We start from the raw sequence: 23,890 nt of genomic DNA on the forward strand, positions 1-23,890 counted from the left end.
GATCAACCACCTTCCGTCGCGCTCCCTTGCCATGCCGGTTGCACGACGGTTGGTTCCCCGGTCACCGCTTATGAATGCGGCCTCGGTCCCGATTAGGAGCCATGCCGCGGATGGCGGAGAAAAAATAGAGAAGGGAAACGGGATGCGAGAGCGGCATGCTCCCATTTGGATAGAATTCGAGGATCGTCTTCTGCGGGGACTCGGTCACCGATGACAACCGTGGTTGCAAGGCCGTCCCCGTCAGCTGGGATTCCTTCGGCGGCGGCTATGCCAACCCGGTCCACGCCCTTCTTGCTACTGCCTACCACGACAGGGAACTTATGATTTTGAACGACGAGGTCAGCGGGGATGACATCGAGTTGATGGCAGCCCGATGGGACATGGACGTGCTCGACATGAAGCCCAACAGGAATGATTCGATGAGGGCCAGGGTCGACCGGTATGCCGAGGTGGCCAGGCAGGTGGCTGACAACCACGGGGACACCTACGTGGACGACCAGGCCGCCATGGACGACATTCTTGAGAAACTGAGTAGCTATATACTTTAGCGTGGACCGTTGCAACCTCAGAATCGAGGGGCATATGCTGGTGGCCAGGATCTGGCTCCAGGCCGTCGGCTTCGACTGGGAGAGGACCACATTCGATGACGAAAAGTGAGCAGGAACCCCGTCCGCTGCGTGAAGACGTGGTTGGGGCCGACGACCTTTCGCGGGTGGATGACGAGATTAGCCGTGGCGCTTTCAAGGCCGATTGGGCCTCTTTGTGCGCCATGGAGCCCCCCACTTGGTTTACCGATGCCAAGTTCGGCATTTTCACCCACTGGGGCCTGTACAGCATTCCCGCCTATCATAACGAGTGGTACTCGCGCAATATGTACATCAAGGGATACCCGGAGTTCGACCACCATGTGAAGACCTACGGACCCCAGAAAGAGTTCGGCTACAAGGACTTCATCCCTATGTTCAAGGTGGAACGTTTCGATTCCGACCAGTGGCTGGATCTTTTTCGCCGGGCTGGCGCCCGCTACTACATGCCCGTGGCTGAGCATCACGATGGATTCCAGATGTACCGCAGCGACCTGTCAGAATGGAACGCCTACGACAAGGGGCCACACCGCGACCTGATCGGTGAACTGCGACGGGCCACTTTGGATCAGGGCCTTCACTTCGCCCTGTCCGACCACCGGGCTGAGCACTGGTGGTTCATGGGCCACGGGCAGGAGTTTGATAGCGACGTGTGTCAGCCAATGAAGAAGGGCGACTTCTACTGGCCCGCCATGCCCGAGCCTGACGACCAGGATCTCTTTAGCAAGCCCTATCCCACCAAGGAGTACCTGGACGACTGGCTCCTGCGGGTCTGCGAGGTGATCGACGCTTATCGGCCCGAACTCCTCTACTTCGATTGGTGGGTTCAGCACGAGGCGTTCAAGCCCTATTTGCAGCGCTTGGCCGCATACTATTACGACCGGTCCGTCGAGTGGGGGGTTCCGACCGCTATCTGTTACAAGATGGATAGCATGGCCTGGGGTTCAGGCATTGTGGATGTGGAACGCGGCGGCTTCGCCAACCCCACCCCCTTCGTCTGGCAGACGGACACTGCCATCGCCCGTAACTCCTGGTGCCATACGACCACCCTGGACCACAAGTCGGTGGCTGAAATCCTGGCCGCGCTCCTCGACGCGGTCAGCAAGAACGGCAATCTCATGCTCAATGTGGGTCCTTGCGCCGACGGATCCATCGATCCTGAGGAGGCGAGGATGTTGGAGTCCATCGGTCGGTGGATGGATGTCAACGGGGAGGGGATCTACGGGTCCCGCCCCTGGTGGGTCGCCCAGGAGGGCCCTACCCACCCGGCAGCGGGATCCTTCGCGGATCAGACTGAGGCCGTCTACACCCCCGAGGATTTCCGGTTCACCTCGGCGTCAGGCGCCATCTACGCCTACCAGCTCAAGCCGTCCGCAGACGGACGGGCCCTGATTAAGGCTTTCGCCCCACGGGGAGAGGAGGGACCGATATTTCAGGGGATTGTCCGAGAGGTCAGCCAGTTGGGTGCAGGACCGGTCAGTTATGAGCTGACAGACCGGGGGCTGGAGGTTCAAGGCCTCAAGGACCCCGCTGGGACCATGGCCACCGGCCTGCCCCTGGGCATCCGGATCGATGTGGAGTGAAATCCCTACAGGGTTTCCGTCACCGGCCCGAGGACATAGTGACCGACAATAACAAGGAAAGATAGGAAAACAATAAGTTCCTCAGGGGGGGGGGGAATGGCTGGTGCGCGACGGTTTCGACATCAAAATATGCGGCTAATATTTACCGTGCAGACGTCGAAGAGAAGAGGCTGATTCTCTATCCCCCCCCCCCCCGGGGACAATCAGGGACCCCGGCTTGATTGAGGTCGGCGAAGGTCTGGTCGACTTGGTCGTCCCTCATGAAGCGCTCAAGGAGGGCGTGTGCGGGTTTCTTATTGATGATTCCCGCCTTGGCGGGGTTATCTGGGTCCTCCCACTTGTCTTCCTTATATCGACTCCGAGAACGACCTGCTCAGGGATGGTCATGGAGCAGGCCTACGACTCCTCTGAGGCCAACCAGTTCATCTATACGACCTGTACGGGGACGGATGCGGACGGGCACAACCTCCTCTTCTTTCCCTGATTCTGCGCCAACAATGTCATTTTTAATGCCCGCAGGCCGGAGATGGTCAAGCTCTTCTCTATCCTGAACGGAGAGGCTCTCAGCCCTTCGCACCCAGCCCACCGCTATTTCATAGGTCGCAACCAGAAGTTCTGGCAGACCATCAAGTCACTGAACTGGTGCCTGCCCAGAGGGTACGACCTGGGCCGCTCCCACCCATGTGGATGCTGTGCGTGTCGGCCATGGATGGCTTGCAGTACCGCTGGCTAGCGGACGGGTCAGCCGATCCGGTGGTCGAGTGGCTTGCCTTCTCCGACGAGCTCTTCTCCCCGGAGAAGTGGCATGGGTTTATGGACCCCAAAGACATCGACCCGGACTCAGAAGAATGCCTGGCCTCCTTCAGCCTTATCACGGGTGGGGGGGGGGCAGTCGGTTCAGGACCGGCGGCTTCGACCAGACGACCCCTGCGGTGGAACAGCGGTCACCGAGGATGTCCACCGGCCGGAGGGCAGCAAATGGCCGCAGGCGAGAAAAGCGCCATGAATATGAAAGAAATGAAAGAGAGCATCAGCATGGGTCAAGAGGGCAAGTTCACCTCCCCGTCCGATTTCATCTAGGGAACGGCCACGGCCGCCTTTCAGGTGGAAGGGGCAGCACATGGGTATGGTAGGACGGATTCCATCTGGGGCACATGAGGACCTCGCCGCCAAGAAGAGGGCCGACCTCTTCACCGACGAGGTCTTTCTGGCCCATGCCGGAAGGTTCCTTATCCGGAAAATGCCAGTCAGGCGGGGGGGGGGCACTGACCGGTGCTTCGTGCAGGATGGTGACCTGGAGGCCATCCATCCGGTCTGCGGTCGGCAACGGCTCCGTGTAATCTGTGGGCCGCCCGCCGACCCTGACCATTTAATCAGGTCGGCAGGGGGGTGACTCTTCCCGTCGGCCTGATTGATGTGTTTGCTTTCCGGATTTCTGGATCCCTCATATCTGGCTTGGCGGTCACGTGTCAATTTGTCAGAACCCGTAAGGGACCTGAAAGGTCATCCATAGGGACAAGAAGAGGAGGGAGGCCAGCACGATGCGGCCTGGGATGATCGCCTACCAGCATCGATAGGTCATCCGTCCTGCAATACGCACGAGCCAGTCGGCCTTGCAGCAGATGGCCGGCACCATCCAAGGAAGGATGACCCGCCTAAGTGGAGATGCTCCTGGTGGTGACCGGGTTCGCCGCTTTCCGCAGACGGACGCTTTCCATGTACACCTACAGGTGTGTCAAGGATTGAATTGACTTTTTTTACAACGTTAGATAAACTAACTTTGTCATGACGGCACAGTTGCCGAATGTGGATTCCTTCAGGTTCAAGGATTGAGCCGGATGGGAGCAATACTAGTCATAGAAGGGCTGAGCATGAACGGAACCGATGTAGAAGTCGACCGTCAGGCCAAGACTTCCGGTAAAACCGCGCGTCTCGCCTCCTCCAAACCCGCCAAGGCACATAAGACTCTTTCTCGCGGGGGGGGGGGGGTATAAATCTTCCCTGAAGCGCTGTTGGCCCTTATGGGTCATGGTGCTTCCTGCCATACTGTTCGTGGCCATATTCAACTACGGTCCCATGTATGGCATTCAACTGGCGTTCAGGAAGTATGATTTCACCAATGGCCTCACCGGAGGCGACTGGGTCGGTTTCCAGTATTTCAAGCAGTTCTTCGCCTCACCCATGTTCAAGCCCCTCATGATCAACACGATCAGGATTAGTCTTTGGACTCTGGTCATGGGCTTCATCGCCCCCATCATCCTGGCTCTCCTGATCAACCAGATCCACTCCACCAAGGTCAAAAGCTTCGTACAGACCATCACCTACATGCCGCACTTCATATCTACGGTGGTGATCGTGGCCATGATCAACCTTTTCCTGACCCCCTCCACGGGTCTGCTCACCCGCTTCCTCTCCTTCCTCCACATCGACAACGCCAACTTCATGGGCAGTCCCAGCACCTTCACACCCATCTACTGGATCAGCGAGGTCTGGCAGCATATGGGTTGGAACTCGATCATCTACCTTGCCGCCCTAAGTTCGGTCGACGTGGCCCTCTACGAGGCGGCCAAGATGGACGGGGCAGGCCGTTTCCAGTTGATTCGTTACATCGATATACCCGCAATTTTGCCCACGGCCGGCGTCCTCCTGATCCTGAACATGGGCGGTGTGCTCAACGTAGGCTTCGAGAAGGTGTTCCTCATGCAGAACACCCTGAACCTGCCGGCCTCCGAGGTCATATCGACCTACACCTACAAGATCGGCATCCTGCAGAATCAATTCTCGTATTCCACGGCCATCGGCCTGTTCAACATGCTCATCAACTTCGTCTTCCTGGTCATCGCCAATCAGATCTCCAGGAGGGTGTCTCACACCGGCATCTTCTAAGGGGAGGAAGACAAAATGGAAAACACGCAAGATATGGCACGCTCCGGGGCCCGCAGGGTCAGACGGCTTATCGGGGGGAAGACGCTGGGAGACTGGGTGGCTGACCTGATCATCGTCCTCATCCTGCTACTGATAGTGGCCTCCATCCTCTACCCAATCTGGTTCATCATCATCGCTTCGGTCTCGGATCAGACCTTGGTCAACACGGGCCAGGTCACCTGGATTCCCAAGGGCATTTCAGCTTATGGCTTCCAGCAGATCCTCGGGGATGACAGGATCTGGAACGGCTACCGGAATACGTTGATCTACACTGTGGCAGGCACCGTTTTGAACCTGGTCGTCACCATGCCGGCGGCCTTCGCCCTCTCCCGGCCCGAGTTCAACTGGCGCCGCCTGATCATGCTCTTCTTCACAATTACCATGTTCGTCAACGGCGGTCTGATCCCGACCTACCTCCTCTACAAACAGCTTGGTCTCCTGGACTCCTGGGCGGTCTTCGTCATTCCCCAGGCCCTGAATGTCTACAATCTGATCATTGCCCGGTCTTTCTTCGAAAGCTCCATCCCTGAGGACCTTCATGATGCCGCTCAGATTGACGGGCTGGGCTACTTCCGCTACTTTACGCGGATCGTCATCCCTCTGAGTTCTGCCATCATCGCCGTCATCGGCCTGTACTACCTGGTACAGCACTGGAATGATTTCTTCACCGGCCTGGTCTACATACGCACCTACGACAAGCAACCCCTTCAGATCGTCCTGCGCGACATCCTCCTGTCCAACCAGGCTTTCCAAGGAGGGTCGGGCTCGACGGCCGGCGCCGGATACGGACAGGAGTTCGCCGACCAGATCAAATACGGGGTGATCATCGTCTCCACCCTTCCTCTTCTGGTCATCTACCCCTTCATACAGAAGTACTTCAACAAGGGGGTCATGATTGGGGCGATCAAGGGCTGACCGCACCGGACCGTCCTACTGACGGGGAGCAAGGACAAGACGGATATGGGCCGGACAGCTATGGCTGTACCCGGGAAAGGAGGGAGCATGCACAGATTCGCCCTCGGATACGAACAGGCGGCCCGCCTGGTCCTGGTGACCTTCATCTCCAACCTGGCCCTCCTGGCACACACCATCATGGGGCTTGTCCTGGTAGGCTTCTTCCCCTCCCTGGCTGCAACCTGTGGGGTTTTCAGGAGGTGGCTGACAGACGAGGACAGGGAGTGGGGGATCGCCCAGACCTGGCGGACCTTCCACCGTCTGTGGAAGAGGGAGCTCAGGGGGGCCAACATCTTCGGTTGGGTACAGGCCGCCATCTGGGCCCTCCTGCTGGGGGATTATTGGATCGTCAACTTTCACCGGACCGGCGGGATCGGGGTTTTCGTCTCCGGAATCCTCTTCTGCCTCATGGTCTTCCTGATTTTGGCCACTGCCCTGTCCTGGGTTCTTTTCGCCCTTTATGACCAGGGGGTCGCCTGGATTCTGGTCAGGTCGGTCCAGATGGTCCTGGCGCGCCCCTGGATGAGTGTGGTTTTGGCTTTCGGTCTGGCCCTTATGGCCTTTGCCTGTTGGGCCTGGCCTGGCCTGGCCGTGGTCTTCGGGCCTGCCCTGCCCTGCCTTCTGTCGTCGTCGGCGGTCTGGTTCTACGGCAGGCTCGATGGTTTTTCCGTCCGCATGCGCCGGGGCGCACAGGGCGGGATGGCAACGAAAGGAGAGTGACGGATCCGTCCTTGAGTACACCGCCCGGACCAGTGCAATCGGTGCATGCGCCCGGGGTAAGCAGAGAAGTTCACTGTCGAACAGGAGAAGCGAATCATGAGTTCGTTCGGGAAACACAGTTTCAGGAAACGTCTGGTGGCCGTGGGGGCCGTGACGATGGCCATGTCGATGATGTTGGCCGGTTGCGGTGGTTCTAAGGAACCCACCACCAATGCCCAGGGCAAGCCGATCATCACGATAGCAGTGGCCAAGCACCCTCTGACCAAGAAGATATCCAAGATGAAATGGCCCAAGCAGCTGGAGAAGGAGTGTGGCTGCGAAATCCATTGGCAGGAGGCCAGCTCGGACTGGGATCAGAAGAAGCAGGCCATGCTGGCGGCCGGCGACGTGCCCGACCTCATCCTCAAGGGGATCAACCTGGTAGACATAGCCACTTACAGCTCCCTTTTCGAGGATCTGAGCCAGGACCTGGACAAGATGCCGAATGTCAAGAAGATGTTCGACACCGACCCCACCGCCAAACAGGTGGTCGCCATGCCGGATGGGAAGATCTACATCCTGCCCGCCGTCAAGAAGGGGATCTGGCCCAAGGCCGTCAGCCATATGTACATCAACAAACAGTGGCTGGACAAGCTGGGCCTGAAGGTTCCGACCACCTGGGATGAGCTTGAGCAGGTGCTCAAGGCTTTCAAGACCCAGGACCCCAATGGGAACGGGCAAGCCGACGAGATTCCCTTCGACTTCCAGTCGCCAGGTACCGGGGGTTTCGGTGACTATCAGCCCACCCTCCTGCTGGGGAGTCGAGGCATCGTGACGTCGGCAGGTGGCGCCCAGGGCTTCTATGCCGACAAGGGCAAGATCAAGTCCTTCCTGACCGATGACCGCTACAAGGAGCTGATCCAGTTCCTCAACAGGCTCTGGAGTGAGGGGTTGATCGCCAAGGACGCCTTCACCCACGACTACTCCAAGTCCCAGTCCACCGCACGCGGACAGGGCGACATGGCCAAGATCGGCTTCACTTGGGGGTGGACAGCCTCCGACCGTTTCGGTGACAAGTTGGCCGGTCAGTATGAGGCCATGCCCCAGCTGAAGGCCAAGGCCGACCAGAACCCGGATGAGCTGGTCTACGACACCCAGGGGGACCGGTTGGACTACAGCGAGTTCGCACTAGTGGTCTCGGCCAAGAGCAAGAACAAGGAGACCGCCATCAAGGTTGCCAATGCCTTCTACGGGCAGGACATGTCCCTGCAGATGCTCTGGGGTGACCTGGGCACGGACGTGCAGAAGACGGGGCCGGACTCCTACAAGGTCCTGCCGCCCGCGGACTCCACCAAGGACCCCTCCACCTGGAAGTGGACGGAGACCCTGGCTGATGACTCTCCCTACTGGATCCGTCCTAACCTGAAAATCGAGCTGCCGGCGGACCTCGAGGAGGTAAAGGGCCAGGAGCAGCCTCTGGAGCCGGCCTTGGCCCATGTGGATCCCAAGTTGGATGTCATCCCGGCCGCCCTCAAGTACTCTTCCGAGGATCAGACCACCATGCAGAACAACAACACAACCCTGATGAACACCGCCATGACCAAGTTTGCCCATTGGGTGACCAAGGGTGGTGTTGACCAGGATTGGGACAACTATGTGCAGACCCTGAAAAAGGCCAATTTGGATCAGAACATCAAGTTGGTGCAGAAGGCCTACGACCAGTATTACTCCAAGAACTGACGGATGCAGGCGTACCCTGGGGTCCTCCAGTGATTCAAGGAGAGTCCCCAGGGTCCGTCGTACCCCGGGGCCACCAACTACACGATATGGTCCCCGGGAGGGCCGATGAGGCGGCCGGGTTGGCGACAAACCGCCGTCTGAGTTCAGGGCTGCCTCAGACCATCCGTCAAAGCTCGGCTGTTTCTGTACACGGGTCTATGGCCGTCAATAGTCCGGATTCTCCGGTTCTTCTCTGGTTCCCCTCCGGTTGGACACTACCCATCCGATGCAGACTGAGGGCATGCATGGCATCCCCCCCCCCCCCCCCCCCAGAGGCTGTCGGATTCACGGAACAGGGGGGGCTGCCCGCCGGGCTCTGCCTTCTCCCGGTGGGTTGCCCTCTTGTGCCATTGGCCGACTGCCAGCGTTTTTGCTGGAGTAATCATGACCGGCTTCGGCCCCTCCCCGGGCGTTTCGCTGGCCGTCAGTGCCCTCAACTGGAATGGGCCTGCCAGGTCCACCGCGACCTTGGCCGAATCGTAGGAGGATCCTCAATCCTGCCAACGTTGGGACGTTGACCGTTATATCGGGTCGTTGCCAGGGATTTGTGCGATTTGGGACTCAATTATGACCTTTTCGCCCGGATCATGACCGGCAATCTTGGGAAAGTGGTCCAGAAGCTCTTCCGCCAGTGCCGGGGCCAACCTGGCTTTGCTGAAGACCCGCAGCGCCTGGCGCAGCAATGTGCTCAACTTCTCCCTGGGGCTGTTCAAGGAGGTCAAGCCGCGGGCCATCACGCGCAAGATCGACTGGGGCATTCCCGTGCCTGTGGACGGCTGGGTCGATGCCGTCATCGGCTATTTGTCGGCATCCATCGAATGGGCTCTGGTCTGAACTAAACGTTTTGGGCTGATCAGACGACTATAAAACCCAGGAGCGGATCTGGAAGGATTGCGATTTGAGGTACGCGCAAATCATCAGCGATCGAGCTGTCTGAGTATGACGGTATCCAAACGTTGCTGCAAGGCGGGTCGGGCAAGAAGGATGCCCGACCCGCCTTGCCTTTGTCTTAGATCCAGCTGGACAGCCACATGTGCATGCGCCAGAAGTCATAGGGGATGGGCATGGCGGTCCATAGCGGGTAGAAGAAGGCTGAGGTCAGGCCCAGCAGGGTCAGGCCCATGATCATGGTCTGCCGGTAGAGGACGCTGTCCGAGTTCTGCCGTAGCCAATTGGCCACATAGCAGATTGCCAGGATCATCCAGGGCAGGATGACGATGGAGTAGAAGGTGAAGGTGGTCCTGTTCATGTATTGCATCCAGGGCAGCCAGCCGGCCAGCAAGCCTGCCAACACCCCCCAGATGCGCCAATCACCGTGCTTGACCACAACGGCGATGAAGATGGCCAGAATCACGCAGATGCTGCCCAGCCACCAGGTCAGGGGATTGCCCAGGGAGGTGACGGCGGCTACGCAGGGGGAGTCCTTGGCCAGTCCGCACAGGCCGGGGAAGCCCGTGATCTTCTGCCAGTAGAAGCTGGTGGGCCTGATCTGCAGGGGCCAGGTCAGGGGGTTGGCCATGTATGGGTGGCGGGTATGCAGGGTGGTGTGGAAGTGCCACATCTGCCGGTGGTATTCAGCCAGGGACCGTAGCCCCTCAGGCAACCAGGTCAGACCCTGGTCAGGGTGCTGGGCCGCCCAATTGTGCATGAAGGAATCGCCGTGCAGGAACCATCCCGTCCAGGAGGCCAGATAGGTTCCCGCCCAGACGGGGATCATAAGCAAGGCCGCCGGCAGCCCGTCCCTGAACACTGCACTCTGCAGCCAGGATCCATACCCTGCCTGATGGCGCTCCCATCCGTCCCAGAGCACTGAAATCAGGGCGAAGACGGCGAAGAAGTAGGCCCCTGACCACTTGGTGCCGGTGGCCAGCCCCAGTAGCAGGGCGGCGCCGGTACGCCACCAGGACCAGGCGATGAAGGGGCCGGTAGTGGCCACGGGCAATTCGACACGGCTTTCCTGCCCTGGATGCACCTGTGACTGAATGACCTTCACCCGGTAGTGCAGACGGAAGTCTGCCTGATCCTTGGCCCAGGATTGTCGCAGTCTGGCCCGAGCCCAATCCCGATGGCCCATCAGGCACAGCCAGGCTCCCAGGACGAAGATCATGATGAAGTTGTCCAGCAGACCGGTACGGCTCATGACGATGCCCAGACCGTCGATGGCCATGAGGAAGCCGGCTGTCAGGGCGATGGGCAGGTTGTGGAAGAGGCGCAGGGCGACACGGCATAGCAGCAGGATGGCGATGGTGCCGGCCAAGGCAGTGGCCACTCGCCAGGCGAAAGGATTGCCGGCTCCACCGAAGAGCTTGAGACCAAGGGCGATGCACCACTTGCCTACCGGTGGGTGGACCACGTATTCGGCCTGGGGCAGCCAGCCGCTGGTGTGTCCCTGGGCGAAGATCTGGTCTATGGGAAGATCAAGCGGGCCGGCTGTTTTCGGCCAGTTGCGTGGCTCGCCGGTCATCAACATGGTCCAGGCGTCTTTGACGTAATATGTCTCGTCGAAGACAATGGCGCGAGGACTGCCCAGCCGTACAAACCGCAGAAGCCCGCCCAGAAGCGCCATAAGTATGCAGGCCAGCCAGCCGCTTTCCCGATGGGAGAGCCGGGGAATCGAGTTGATCCCTCTCTTGGTATGCTGACCCTTGGGCCCGCTGAAGATGGACAGCATGGCAGGGCGACCGGACCGGTGGGCGGCGTGCCTACCGTGTCTGGAGGAGCGATGCTGCGAAGAAAGCCCTACCAAAGATGTCATCACCCCTAGATTAGGCCATACTAAAGGCATGAGCAGCATGAATGGCCGGAGCGATGGACATACACCGGGCGGAGAAAGTCATGAGGAGACGATTTCGTCGGGTGTTTCACGTGGAACAGTGGTGCTGGCGGCCACGCCAATAGGCAATGTTGGCGATGCCTCGACACGCTTGGTGGAGCTCCTGCAGTCGGCGGACCTGGTGGCTGCGGAGGACACGCGGCGGCTCTATGATCTGGCCAACCGGTTGGGGGTGCGCGTAGGCGGCAGGGTGTTGGCTTATCACGATCACAACGAGCGGCGAATGGCTGATCCCATCCTGGACCAGGTTCGCGACGGAGCCTGTGCGCTGGTGGTTTCGGATGCTGGCATGCCGACCATCAACGATCCGGGCATGGCCATCGTCAGGCGGGCCATCGAACGAGGCATACCGGTCACCTGTGCGCCCGGCCCCAGCGCCGTGCTGGATGCCCTGGCCCTCTCCGGTCTGCCCACTGACCGCTTCTGTTACGAGGGGTTTCTTCCCCGCCGACACCAGGAACGGCTGCGGCATCTGCGCACCCTGCGCAGCGAGGAGCGGACCATGGTCTTCTACGAAACGCCCCACCGCATTGATCAGGCTATGCAGGACCTTCAGGAGGTCTTCGGCCCCGACCGGCTCATGGCCCTCTGCCGGGAGTTGACCAAGGAGCATGAGCAGATCCGGCGGGGCACCATCGGCGACATTGTGCGCTCCCTTCAGGAGGATCCTCCCAGGGGCGAGATGGTCCTGGTCGTGGCCGGTGCTTCCGCCCTGGAAGCCAGACGCAACGATCCGGATGCCATGGATGACCGGCAGCTGGCAGTCCTGGCTCGTGACCTGGCCCGATCCGAGGGCCTGCGGCTCAAGGAGGCCATCGCCAGGATAGCTGTCGAGCATCCCCTGGCCGATGGCAGCCTGCCCAATCGCAAAAGGATTTATGCCTTGGCCGTTGAAGAGGATAAAGAGGACTGATTCCCTTTCCCTTCTTCCAGTAGTACCTCCAGTGCCCTGCGTACACCAGGCCCGCCCAGCTGGGAGACGGCCTCCAGCAAGGCTGGCGAGGCGGCGGGATTGGCTACCAGCCATCGACGCAGCCGGGGCTCTTCCCGGGCGATGGCCCAGAGGATGCTCGGATCGGTCTCGGGGTCTGTGGCCATCAAGGCCGTTGGCACCAGGGGAGGCTCTGGCGGTGGGGCGTGCACCTGGGCCATTGGTTCCAGGCTATAAGGCTCGTCTTGGCTCAAATTGTCTTCTGCTGCGAGGTGCGACCGGTTACTGAGGGCGGTCATGAGTTGGGCCATGCGTTCAGCGGCGGAGAATTCACGACGGCCCCGATTCCGTTCCCGGTGTCGAAGATGGCCATGCCAGCGTCGGTCACCCCTCATCTCCTGATTCATAGAATCGCCCTGAGTCGTCTTATGGTCTCCAGTCCTTGGGCGTGGCCAGGCCAGCGCGGATTGGAGGATAGAAGTTCCTCGCAGGATCCACAGCTGACCTGATACCGCTCCATGAGCTCTTGCAAAACCGCCATGGTCTCCTCCCCGTTGCATTGGCCCGAAGAATCGCAGGCCAGATCGCAGGCCGTCCAGAGCGGCGAAGTCACCCAGAGCTTCCCAAGCTTCATCAGGTAACGGGCATCCAGCTGGCGTTGGTGGGGCCGCAGAGGCCTGCCGTGAACCGGAGTGCGAAAGTGGGAGTTGGAGATGATGTCCAGCGTATCGGGGAATTGGCCGTTGATCCATATCCAGAGCGCCAGCCCGCCGCATGCCGCTGCACCGTATGGGACCATGGGCGTGACGATGGAGGCGCGACCGTAGAGTCCCTCCGCCTGTTCGTTCAGGTAGCAGCAGGATTGGTCCAGACAGGTCACGATTCCTTCATTCACCAGCAGGCTAAGACTGAGCGGACCGGGCAGATCCTCAGTTCGGATCAGACTGGGCAGCGGTTCGGGTTCAGGGGCTGGGGCCGCCAATTCGGGAGTAGTCGGACGGCCGCGGGTGTGTGTCGGCGCTGCCCCGGCTTGTAGTGGTCGACTTGGCGGCTTGGTAGTAGCTCTAGGGGGGCGGCTGGCGCCAAGGGCACTGGTAGGCGTCCACGTCGCTCCCCCGAGCGCGTGTTCTCGATTCATGGTTCGACTGTAAATGGTTGTGCCCGGGTTTGCCTGAAGGAGGGCCAAAATTTGTGTACTTGTGGATAATTTCCTTGCTCGGCTGCAGCCCTGTGGACGAGCAGGGGGATTGTAGGCCTGAGTCGATAATCTTGCTGGTATGAGTCATATCCTTGTTTCCGTCGCCTGGCCCTACGCGAATGGGCCCCGTCACATCGGCCACGTCGCTGGGTTCGGCGTCCCCTCGGACGTCTATGCACGCTACGAACGCATGAAGGGCAATGATGTCCTTATGGTTTCGGGGACTGACGAGCACGGCACTCCCATTCTTGTGGAGGCCGATGCCGAAGGAGTGGGCCCCCAGGAGATCGCCGATCGCTACAACCGGGTCATTGTCAAGGATTTGTGTGATCTGGGGCTCAGCTATGACCTTTTCACCAGGACCACGACCGGCAATCATGAGAAAGTGGTCCAGGAGCTCTTCCGCCAGTGCCGGGCCAATGGTTACATCTATGAGGGCCAGCAGAAGGTGGCCATCTCGCCTTCCACCGGCCGAACCCTGCCGGACCGCTATATCGAGGGGACCTGCCCCATCTGTGGCGCCGATGGCGCTCGCGGCGACCAGTGCGACAACTGCGGCAACGAGCTGGATCCGGACGAGCTGATCAACCCCGTATCCAAGATCAATGGGGAGACGCCACGGTTTGAGGAGTCCAAGCACTTCTTCCTGGATCTTCCCGCTCTGGCCGAGGCCAACCTGGCTTGGCTGAAGACCCGCAGGGGCTGGCGCAGCAACGTGCTCAACTTCTCCTTGGGGCTGTTCAAGGAGGTCAAGCCCAGGGCCATCACGCGCGACATCGACTGGGGCATTCCCGTGCCTGTGGACGGCTGGGTCGACGACCCCAACAAGAAGCTCTATGTCTGGTTCGATGCCGTCATCGGCTACCTGTCGGCATCCATCGAATGGGCCCGCCGTCAGGGCGATCCCGAGGCCTGGCGCAAGTGGTGGAACGACCCCAAAGCCCTGGGCTACTACTTCATGGGCAAGGACAACATCACCTTCCACTCGCAGATCTGGCCCTCGGAGATTCTTGCATACAACGGCCAGGGCTCCAAGGGCGGGCAGCCGGGAGCCTACGGCGAGCTCAACCTGCCTGAGCAGGTGGTGGCCAGCGAGTTCATGACCATGGAGGGCAAGAAGTTCAGCTCGTCCAGGGGCATCGTCATCTATGTCAAGGACATCCTGGCACGCTATCCGGTCGATGCAGTCCGCTACTACATTTCCATCGCCGGACCGGAGACCTCGGACTCGGACTTCACTTGGGCGGAGTTCGTCCGGCACAACAACGAGGAGCTGGCCGCCTCCTGGGGCAACCTGGTCAATCGCGTGGCCAACCTGCTCAACAAGGACTTTGGCAGTATCCCCGCCGTCGAGCAATCCTGGCTGACCGAGGAGGATGGTGCCCTGCTGGATCGCAGCCTGCAGGCCTTCGATACTGTAGGATCCTTGATCGAGCACCATCGTCAGAAGGCCGCCCTGGTCGAGGCCATGGCTCTGGTGGGTGACATCAACAAGTACATCTCTGCCCAGGAGCCCTGGAAAATTAAGGATGACCAGAATCGACTGGCTGCCGTTCTGCATACTGCCGCCCAGGCCGTACTGGATGCCAACACGATGTTGGCCCCCTTCCTGCCCCATGCCTCTCAGCAGGTCTGGGAGACCATGGGCGGCAAGGGCACCTTCTCGCCCCTGCCCCGTGTCGAGGAGGTTGACGACCTGGATCGGTCCGACTTCCACTATCCCATCATCACCGGCGACTACCGGCTGGGGGAGACGGTCCATCCTTGGGCGCGCGAGCCCCTCAGGGACGGCACGCCGATCGATCGACCCACACCTATCTTCCCCCGCATTCCCAAGGAGGCCGTGCAGGAAGAGCTGGATCGCTTCCAGGAGCAGCTTGACCGCCGCAAAGCCAAGGAGCGCGCCCGGTTCGAGGCTGAGCAGGCCAAGCTGGGCGATCAGGGTAAGTAACAGTCGACACGCCTGGGACGGTATCCGTGATTCACAGAAAACTTTGAGGTTTTCGGGCACTTCCTCCAAGGTAGCGCTGGTTATATTTGTTCTGTCGGTTGAGGTACTGGCCGATGGGGGTCATGCGGCCCCGATAACTGAACCCCTTCTTCTCTCTCTTCTCGCCCGGCGGTTCTCAGAACCGCCGGGTTCTTTCGTCATGGAAGACTCATAGGATGAGAAACCATGAAAGTTGCCCAATTCGCCTGTGTGCTTTTCGACTTGGACGGGGTGCTGGTGCCCACGACCATCCTGCACAAGGCCGCCTGGAAGGCATTGTTCGATCAGGTCCTGCCCGGGAACGTCCCGGCCTATACGGAGCAGGACTACTACGCTTACGTGGATGGCCGGCCCCGCTATGACGGTGTCGACGCCCTGCTGCGCAGCAGGGGTATCGAATTGGACTGGGGCAGCCCCAATGACGATCCGCAGCTGGACACCGTCTGCGGATACGGCAATCGCAAGAACGTGACCTTTGAGCGGATGCTGAAGCAGAAGGGCATCGATCCCTACCCGGACACAGTGGATCTGCTTCGGCACCTGCGCGCTGACAAGAAACGTCTGGCTGTGGTATCCAGTTCGCGCAACACGGCCGAAGTCCTCCAGGCTGCTGGAATCGCCGGATACTTCGACACTGTGGTGGACGGCAATCTCAAGGACGAGATGGGTCTTCAGGGCAAGCCTGCCCCGGATACCTACGCCTATGCGGCCAAGGTGCTGGGCCTGCGCAATGAGGATGCCGTTGTGGTCGAGGACGCCCTCTCTGGCGTGGCCGCGGGTCACGCGGGCAGGTTCGGACTGGTCGTGGGCGTAAACAGGGGCGCCGGCCGCGAGCAGCTGCTCAAGGCGGGTGCGGACCTGGTGGTGGATCAGTTGATCGAGCTGATCGACGACGATGCCAGCGAGCGTGGGCAGGGGGAAGACCCCAGTCTGGATGAGGATCGCTTCCCTGTGGAGGAGTGGGGGCTCAGCGAGGTCGGTCGGCCTGATGCGGTCAGTGCCACAGTCTTCTCGGTCACCAACGGCTCCGTCGGTGTCAGGGGCGAAGGCGGCGGGGAGCGGTGCCTGGGCAACGGCACCTTCCTGAGCGGTTTCCATGACACCTTCCGGATAGCCCATCCCGAAAGCGCCTACGGATATGCCAAGGTTGGCCAGCTGATTCAGGGAGTGCCCGACGCTTCGGATTTCACCCTCAAGGTGGAGGGGTTGCCCTTGGGTCGACCGGAGAAGACCACTCAGCGTCTGGACTTCCGAACCGGAATCGCGACCACCGCCAATCTGTATGATCTGGGCCATGGCATCCATCTGAAGACCGTGCTCACCCGCATGGTCTGCCTCTATGACCGCAGCCTGACCGTTTGCACGCTGACTGTTGAGTCACCCGACCGGGACATGGCTGTGGTGGTCGAGGGGCCGGTCAACGCCGACAACCCCCGACATGTCAATTCCAGCGACCCCCGCAAGTCGACCTTTGTGGACGGCTGTGGAATTCACGAGGTGCTGGACAATGCGGTCTACGGTGAGCTGAGTGCGGATTGCAGGGTCTTTCGTTGCAATAATTCACGGCTCAGTCTGGCCCTGGGCGTCCGGCAGTTCAGGGACGGCCGACCTGTCGAGGGATCCGGCTGGCGTATGGATGTGCCCAAGGGCGGTTCCACCCGTCTGGTCCGTTACGCTGTCTACCGCAGCCACCCCATTCTTCCGGCTGGTACCAGCGGCAACGGTCTGGTCGTGCAGACCCGGGGCGAGGGGACCAGGAATCTGGTCGAGGACTGCCGTGATCGGTTGGAGGAGGTCAGCACCCTCTCTCTGGATGAGCTGGAGCATCGCCAACGGGAATGGCTGGATCGGTTCTGGGAGCGGCAGGATATCCGCATCCAGGCCGATGATGGCGGTCGTACCCAGCAAATGGTGCGCTGGGAACTTTTCCAGTTGGCCCAGTCCACGGCCCAGATCGAGAACGGTGTGGGCGCCAAGGGTCTGAGCGGATCCGGCTACAGCGGCCACTACTTCTGGGACACCGAGATCTACATCCTCCCCTTCCTGATCTATTCGGCGCCTGCTCGGGCAAGAGCCGTCCTCCACTACCGCTACCTGATGCTGCCAGCCGCCAGGCGCAGGGCCTGCGCGCTCAACCTGAACGGCGCCCTCTTTCCATGGAGGACCATCGATGGCGAGGAGGCCTCCGCCTACTTCCCTACGGGCACGGCCCAATACCATATCGATGCCGACATCGCCTACGCGGTGGCCCAGTATGTGCAGGTCACCGGCGATGAAGACTTCCTGCAGGCCGAGGGCATCGACATCCTGGTTGAGACGGCCCGTCTCTGGATGAGTCTGGGGCGTTACAAGGAGGACGGCCGTTTTCACATCCACTGTGTGACCGGTCCTGACGAATACACGGTCCTGGTCGACGACAACCTCTACACCAATCAGATGGCCCGGTTCAACCTTCTGGCTGCTTACAAGGCCTACCGGCACCTGCGCGAGAAGCACTCCGACCTGATTGGCGCCATCCGTGAAAGGTTGCACTTCGACGACGCTGAGACCGACAAGTGGTCTCGTGCGGCCGAGGCCATGTTCGTCCCCTTCGACGATCAGGAGGGGGTCCATGCCCAGGATGCCCAGTTCATGCAACGTCCCCGCTGGCACTTCGGCCAGTTCACGGCCAGGCCCCTGCTGCTGCACTACCATCCGCTGGTCATTTACCGGCACAAGGTGCTCAAGCAGACCGACGTGGTCATGGCCCTCTACCTGCTCAGCTCCTGGTTCACCCCGGAGCAGAAGCTGGCTGACTTCGACTACTACGATCCGCTGACCACCGGGGATTCGACCCTGTCTGCAGCCTCCCAGTCCATCCTCGCCGCCGAGGTGGGGCATGATCAGCTGGCCATGCAGTACTTCCGTCGGTCCTTGTTTACGGACGTGGACGACCTGCATGCCAATACGACCGATGGCATCCACCTGGCCGCCTGCGGAGGCGTCTGGTCCAGTCTGGTCTGTGGTTTTGGAGGCCTGCGCGACACCGGTGGGACCGCGCTGAGCATTAATCCCCGCCTGCCTTCTTCTTGGCGCTCGCTGACCTACGAGCTGGAGGTGCGGGGCACCAGGTTCCAGGTTGCTGTAACGACAGACGGTGTCGATCTGAAGCGCTTGTCGGGACCGGAGCTGGACCTTCTGGTTCAGGGGCATCCCCGCCATATATGACCTACGGATTTCGGGCCTAGACACGCCCGGAATCCGGGGTTGCATCTGCTCCGGGCTCCAATAAAATAGGCAACGCTTGACGAATCCAGGGCGGACATGCGCGGCGTTGCAGAGGCGGGGAACATAGCCGGGCGTCATCATCGGTCAGTCACTCTCCCGGACGGTCACGGCAATGAGAAGAGACCAGATCAGAGAAGTTCAACAGGGAACGTGAGGGTGTCCTCCAATGTATGTCGATTCTGCGAAGAATCAGCACAGCAACAACCTTCGATGGATTCTCCCCTACTGCAGGCCGGACGCCGGTAGAATAGCCGCCGCCCTCCTGCTCTTTGCGGGGGATAAGGTCCTGGTCATGCTTATGCCCATTTTGGCGGGCATGATCGTGGATCAGGTCATCGGCCAGGGGCACGAGGACCGGCTGCCCAGGCTTTGTTTCGCCATGATAGCCGTCACCCTCGGGCGCAGCGTCTGCCGCTACGGCTATCAGATGTTCATGGAGCGTTTCGGTCAGAACACCATCTATCGACTGGTCAGCGACGAGTACGAGAAGCTCCACGACATGGACTTCACCTACTTCAATCACACCCGCAATGGCGACATCATGAGCCGGATGACCTCGGACACCGATGCCATCCGCCACTTCGTCTCCTGGGTCTCCTACAACATCCTGGATGCCGTCTGCCTCTTCGCCGGCTCCTTGGCCGTCATGTTCACCATCGAATGGCGGCTGGCCCTGGCCCTGCTGGCCGTGACGCCGTTCCTCTTCTACTTCACCTGGCAGCTTTCCAAGCACGCCCACCCGCTCTTCTATGCCATCCGCAACTCCCTGGCATCCCTTAATTCCATGGTCGAAGAGAACATCGAGGGCAACCGGGTGGTCAAGGCCTTCGTCCGCGAGCCCTATGAGACCGAGAAGTTCGATCGGCATAACGATGACTATATGCAGCGCAACATGGACTCCGCCCGCAACAGCCGCACCTATATGCCCTGGCTGGACGGCTGCTCCTACATGCTCCAGCTGATTACCCTGATTCTGGGTGGCTGGTTGGTCATCCGTCAGCAGATGACCCTGGGTGCCCTGGTCTCCTTCAACAGCTTCCTGTGGATGATTGACGGCCCGGTGCGCCAGTCCGGCTGGCTTATCAACGATGTGGAGCGTTTCAACGCCTCCTGTGTCAAGATCCGTCGGCTGCTGACGGCCGAGCCCAGGATCGTCGAGCGCAAGAATGCCCAGGCCGGTGTGGTCCAGGCGGCCAAGGTCCGCGCCAAGGTCAACGGCGAGCAGACCGGTGACCCGGTCAGGATTCACGGGGACATCCGTTTCGACCATGTCAGCTTCGCCTTCCCTGACGACCCGGAGACCCCCATCCTCAAGGACATCGACTTCCACGTGGCGGCCGGCACCCGGCTGGGAATACTGGGGGAGACCGGATCGGGCAAGTCCACCCTGGTCAGCCTGGTGGCCCGCTTCTACGACCCAACCGTGGGCCATGTGCTCATCGATGGAATCGACGCCAGGCAGTGGCCTTTGGACCTGCTGCGGCGGCAGGTCAACATCGTGGCACAGGACACCTTCCTCTTCTCGGACACCATCGGCGACAACATCGCCTTCGGAGCTCACCGCGACGACGAGCAGTACGTCAGGACCATGGCCTCCATGGCCGGCGCTGACTCATTCATCAACCGGATGCCCGAGGGCTATGACACCGTGGTGGGCGAGCGCGGGGTTGGCCTGTCGGGTGGACAGAAGCAACGGCTCAGCCTGGCACGGGCCCTGGCTGACGACCCGGCCATCCTGATCATGGACGACACCACATCGGCTGTCGACATGGAAACCGAGGCCACCATCCAGCGGCATCTGCAGGAGATGGAGGGCACCAGGACCATGGTCACCATCGCCCACAGAATCTCCTCCATCAAGGATTCCGACCTGATCCTGGTCCTGGACCACGGCAGGATCGTGGAACGCGGGTCCCATGAGGATCTGGTCCACGCCCACGGCCGCTACTACCGGATATACCGCAAGCAGTTGGGACTGCAATCCGGACAGTCGGCAGGATTCTGACACATCAGCAGGTTTGACAAGGTGAGACGATGAAGCAGCAAGAGCAACGTTCGGCTGGCACCGCTCGCAGGAACACCTTCCGCGAGGACGAGGACCTGGAAGAGCAGATCGACTTCGGTGACATCAAGCGCATAGGGGCCTATCTGAAGCCCTACCTGCGCCAGGGGGTGATCATCCTGGCGGCGGTCCTGTCCATGAGTGCCATCGCCGTGGCCATTCCCTACATGACCAAGACCATGATCGACACGGTCATCCCTTCCAAGGATCCGGTCCGGCTCTTCGCGCTGGGCGCGGTCTTCCTGCTGGCAATCGTGGTCTATGAGCTCCTCCTGCGCTACCGGACCGTGGCCATCACCCAGGTGGGCCAGCTCATGCTCAAGGACATGCGCAGGGACCTCTTCACCCACATCCAGACCCTGCCCTTCTCCTACTTCGACTCCCGGCCCCACGGCAAGATTCTGATTCGGGTGGTCAACTACGTCAACACCCTCTCGGATACCCTGAGCTCGGGTCTGATCAACGTCATTGCGGACATCTTCACCTTCCTGCTGACCCTGGTGGTCATGTTCGTCATCGACTGGAGGCTGACCCTCTGGTCCCTGGTCCTCATGCCCCTGCTGGTGCTTTACGTGCTGGTCCTCCAGCGCTTCCAGCGGCGGGCCTTCCAGCGTCTGTCCAACAAGCAGAGCAATCTGAACGCCTACATCCATGAGTCCATCGCAGGGGTCAAGACCACGCAGACCTTCGTCAGGGAGCGCGAGCAGTTCCAGACCTTCCAGGAGCAGCAGGGCCAGGTTCGCAGCGCCTGGATGCGGGCCGTGCACATCCAGTACCTGATGTGGCCAGGAGTGCAGAACATCTCCACCATCACCATCGCACTGATCTACTATCTGGGGATCACCGGCCTGGGTGGCGTGCAGGTGACCACGGGCATGTTGATCGCTTTCGTCGGCTATGCCAACAACTTCTGGAACCCCATCATCAACATCGGCAACTTCTACAACCAGCTGATTACCTGCTCGGCCTACCTGGAGCGCATCTTCGAGACCCTGGACGTCCACCCGGAGATTGAGGACCGCCCCGGGGCCATAGAGTTGCCACCGATCAAGGGCAGGGTGGACTTCAACGACGTGGTCTTCAAGTACGAGCCCGGAGGCCGCAACATCCTCAACCTGGTGGACTTCCATGTGCCGGCAGGCAGCACGGTCGCCCTGGTAGGGCCCACGGGCGCCGGCAAGACCACCATCGTCAACCTTCTCTCGCGCTTCTACGACGTGACCGAGGGCAGCGTCTGCGTGGACGGGCATGACGTGCGCGACGTGACCCTGGCCTCCCTGCGCCGGCAGATGGGGGTCATGCTTCAGGACACTTTCATCTTCACCGGCAACGTGCGCGAGAACATCCGTTACGGCCGCCTGGATGCGACCGACCAGCAGATCGAAGAGGCCGCCAAGGCCGTCCATGCCCACGAGTTCATCATGGAGCTGCCCGACGGCTACGATACCAAGGTCGAGGAGCGCGGATCCACCCTCTCCGCCGGTCAGCGGCAGTTGATCGCCTTTGCCAGGGTCCTGCTGGCCGACCCCCGCATCCTGATCCTGGACGAGGCGACCAGCAGCATCGACACCCGCACCGAGGAGGCCCTCCAGGCAGGACTGGCCCATCTGCTCAAGGGGCGGACCTCCTTCGTCATCGCCCACCGGCTGTCCACCATCGAGAATGCGGACCAGATCTTCTATATCGATCACGGGCAGATTGTGGAGCACGGCACCCATCAGGAGCTCCTGGACAAGAGGGGCGCCTACTATCGGCTGCACGAGTCCCAGTACGCCATGATCCGCACAGCCAACGGCGATTAGGCGCAATCGGCACAGCCTGGCGATGATGCAGGACAGGATAACCAGGTTCGACAGGATTCGGCTGTCTCTGCCCAATAGCAGGCTGACCTATGTGCTGGTTCTGGTCTCTAGCTAGCAGAATTACATCGTTATAAAATCAGTAGCGACAAGTCAAAGCCGACAGGTTCGGCAGCCAGGGCAAAGGAGCAGACCTTGAGCAATACGGTTCATAAGGACGTCGAAGGAGCCGACCCCTACGGGTATCTGATGGTGCACTTCATCGAAGACCCCCAGGGGTATGCCGAGCGCCTCTACTTCGACCTGTCCCGGGGTGACGACCCTCTGAAGTGGGATCCGCTGTACGGGGGCAGGCCGCTGCTGACCTCGAACCTGGGCACCACCGGTCTGCGGGATCCCTACATGGTGCGTGACCCGCGCAACGGCCGGATCTATGTCATGGCCACCGATCTGCGGGTGTTCGGCGGCGATCAGTCGCAGGGTAGCGGTTGGGAGCACTGGTCCCGCCATGGCAGCACCAAGCTGATGATCTGGTCCACTGACGACCTGATCCATTGGTCAGGTCCCTGGCCCTTGGATGTGTCCTTGCAGCAGGACGGCAGCAGGGTCCCGCTGGGCATGGCCTGGGCGCCGGAGTGCCTATGGGTGCCCGACTATGAGGGACCGGGACAGGGGGCCTTCGTCCTCTACTGGTCATCCAAGCTCTTTGACCGGGATGATCCTGACCATGCCGACCCGTCGGCCTACGACCGGGTGCTCTGGGGCTCGACCACCGACTTCAGCCAGGAGCATTTCCGCTATGGGGGAGTCCTTATCGATACCGGTCGTAATGCCATCGACACCACCATGGTCCAGTGCCCTCTGCCTGGGGGCGGCCTGCGCACCTACCGGGCCACCAAGGACAACGGCTTTGGCAGGGGCATCTGGCTGGACAGCACCGACAATCCTCGATGGTGGCTGCCACAGGCCCGGTGGACCACCATCCAGGAGCGAATCGGCGCCGGCTGGTGCGCCGATGGCAACCCCTCGGGTGTAGAGGGTCCGGCCCTCTATGCCGACCATGCCCGTAACCGTTGGTATCTGCTGGTGGATGTGATTCCTTCAGTGGGCTACAGGCCCATGGTCAGCGACGATCCGGACACCGGGTTCGACTATGCCCGGGAGCAGGACTTTCATCTGCGCCCCCATACCAAGCACGGCGGAGTCCTGTCCCTGACCCGGCAGGAATACGAACGTCTGCGCCCTCTGGCGCAGCAGAACTGAAGCAAAAGAACTGGGAAAGGAGC

At 60.7% G+C, this 23,890-nt stretch carries 18 protein-coding genes and 1 pseudogene; 16 read left to right on the plus strand and 3 right to left on the minus strand.

Annotation, left to right across the window (positions count from 1 at the left end; genetic code table 11):
* Positions 1–320 precede the first annotated feature (320 nt).
* From H3T89_RS04835 to H3T89_RS04880, 10 genes and pseudogenes are all read left to right on the plus strand, one after another.
* Positions 321–548, plus strand: coding sequence for a hypothetical protein (locus H3T89_RS04835; protein ID WP_198216383.1), 228 nt, complete (start codon positions 321–323; stop codon positions 546–548).
* A 95-nt stretch (positions 549–643) separates the two neighbouring features.
* On the plus strand, positions 644–2,167 hold the full coding sequence (locus H3T89_RS04840; RefSeq protein WP_198216384.1) for an alpha-L-fucosidase: 1,524 nt from the start codon (positions 644–646) through the stop codon (positions 2,165–2,167).
* A gap of 217 nt (positions 2,168–2,384) precedes the next feature.
* Positions 2,385–2,651, plus strand: a complete 267-nt coding sequence (locus tag H3T89_RS04845; protein ID WP_198216385.1) for a hypothetical protein — start codon at positions 2,385–2,387, stop codon at positions 2,649–2,651.
* A 212-nt stretch (positions 2,652–2,863) separates the two neighbouring features.
* Positions 2,864–3,247 (plus strand): hypothetical protein, encoded by a 384-nt coding sequence (locus H3T89_RS08960; protein WP_232348468.1) that lies wholly within the window; start codon positions 2,864–2,866, stop codon positions 3,245–3,247.
* 40 nt (positions 3,248–3,287) lie between these two features.
* The gene (locus H3T89_RS04855) at positions 3,288–3,560 is read left to right on the plus strand and encodes a hypothetical protein (protein ID WP_198216525.1); all 273 of its coding nucleotides are present in this window, start codon (positions 3,288–3,290) and stop codon (positions 3,558–3,560) included.
* A 566-nt stretch (positions 3,561–4,126) separates the two neighbouring features.
* Complete coding sequence (locus tag H3T89_RS04860) at positions 4,127–5,053, plus strand: ABC transporter permease (RefSeq protein ID WP_332461048.1); 927 nt, start codon at positions 4,127–4,129, stop codon at positions 5,051–5,053.
* Positions 5,054–5,086: 33 nt separating this feature from the next.
* The gene (locus H3T89_RS04865) at positions 5,087–6,007 is read left to right on the plus strand and encodes a carbohydrate ABC transporter permease (RefSeq protein ID WP_232348493.1); all 921 of its coding nucleotides are present in this window, start codon (positions 5,087–5,089) and stop codon (positions 6,005–6,007) included.
* Positions 6,008–6,094: 87 nt separating this feature from the next.
* On the plus strand, positions 6,095–6,766 hold the full coding sequence (locus H3T89_RS04870) for a YesL family protein (RefSeq protein ID WP_198216388.1): 672 nt from the start codon (positions 6,095–6,097) through the stop codon (positions 6,764–6,766).
* A 96-nt stretch (positions 6,767–6,862) separates the two neighbouring features.
* The gene (locus H3T89_RS04875; protein WP_232348469.1) at positions 6,863–8,485 is read left to right on the plus strand and encodes an extracellular solute-binding protein; all 1,623 of its coding nucleotides are present in this window, start codon (positions 6,863–6,865) and stop codon (positions 8,483–8,485) included.
* 566 nt (positions 8,486–9,051) lie between these two features.
* Positions 9,052–9,349: pseudogene (locus tag H3T89_RS04880) on the plus strand (class I tRNA ligase family protein); the annotation flags it as partial.
* A 184-nt stretch (positions 9,350–9,533) separates the two neighbouring features.
* On the opposite strand, the gene H3T89_RS04885 reads toward H3T89_RS04880, so the two are convergent.
* On the minus strand, positions 9,534–11,090 hold the full coding sequence (locus tag H3T89_RS04885) for a dolichyl-phosphate-mannose--protein mannosyltransferase (protein WP_232348494.1): 1,557 nt from the start codon (positions 11,088–11,090) through the stop codon (positions 9,534–9,536).
* A 226-nt stretch (positions 11,091–11,316) separates the two neighbouring features.
* Here H3T89_RS04885 and rsmI point away from each other — a divergent pair, with 226 nt between their 5' ends.
* On the plus strand, positions 11,317–12,270 hold the full coding sequence (gene rsmI, locus H3T89_RS04890; protein ID WP_015021229.1) for a 16S rRNA (cytidine(1402)-2'-O)-methyltransferase: 954 nt from the start codon (positions 11,317–11,319) through the stop codon (positions 12,268–12,270).
* On the opposite strand, the gene H3T89_RS08965 is transcribed toward rsmI, so the two are convergent.
* The gene (locus tag H3T89_RS08965) at positions 12,234–12,695 is read right to left on the minus strand and encodes a variant leucine-rich repeat-containing protein (protein ID WP_232348470.1); all 462 of its coding nucleotides are present in this window, start codon (positions 12,693–12,695) and stop codon (positions 12,234–12,236) included. The two genes, rsmI and H3T89_RS08965, sit on opposite strands and share 37 nt — an antisense overlap.
* Positions 12,692–13,168, minus strand: coding sequence for a hypothetical protein (locus H3T89_RS04900; RefSeq protein WP_110416735.1), 477 nt, complete (start codon positions 13,166–13,168; stop codon positions 12,692–12,694). The genes H3T89_RS08965 and H3T89_RS04900 overlap by 4 nt, the downstream gene beginning before the upstream one ends.
* 397 nt (positions 13,169–13,565) lie before the next feature.
* On the opposite strand from H3T89_RS04900, the gene metG reads away from it, so the two are divergent.
* The 5 genes from metG (at position 13,566) to H3T89_RS04925 (ending at position 23,867) form a co-directional block, all read left to right on the plus strand.
* A complete protein-coding gene (metG, locus tag H3T89_RS04905) occupies positions 13,566–15,437 on the plus strand; it encodes a methionine--tRNA ligase (protein ID WP_015021232.1) in 1,872 nt (623 codons plus the stop codon).
* A 225-nt stretch (positions 15,438–15,662) separates the two neighbouring features.
* The gene (locus H3T89_RS04910) at positions 15,663–18,683 is read left to right on the plus strand and encodes an HAD-IA family hydrolase (protein ID WP_198216389.1); all 3,021 of its coding nucleotides are present in this window, start codon (positions 15,663–15,665) and stop codon (positions 18,681–18,683) included.
* Positions 18,684–18,909: 226 nt separating this feature from the next.
* Positions 18,910–20,748, plus strand: a complete 1,839-nt coding sequence (locus H3T89_RS04915; protein ID WP_110416737.1) for an ABC transporter ATP-binding protein — start codon at positions 18,910–18,912, stop codon at positions 20,746–20,748.
* A gap of 29 nt (positions 20,749–20,777) precedes the next feature.
* Positions 20,778–22,607: an ABC transporter ATP-binding protein gene (locus H3T89_RS04920; RefSeq protein WP_110416738.1), complete on the plus strand. Its 1,830-nt coding sequence runs from the start codon at positions 20,778–20,780 to the stop codon at positions 22,605–22,607.
* Positions 22,608–22,799: 192 nt separating this feature from the next.
* Complete coding sequence (locus tag H3T89_RS04925) at positions 22,800–23,867, plus strand: glycoside hydrolase family 43 protein (protein WP_232348471.1); 1,068 nt, start codon at positions 22,800–22,802, stop codon at positions 23,865–23,867.
* Positions 23,868–23,890: the final 23 nt, after the last annotated feature.

It is taken from the genome of Bifidobacterium sp. W8114, assembly GCF_016101165.1.
GTDB lineage: Bacteria > Actinomycetota > Actinomycetes > Actinomycetales > Bifidobacteriaceae > Bombiscardovia > Bombiscardovia asteroides.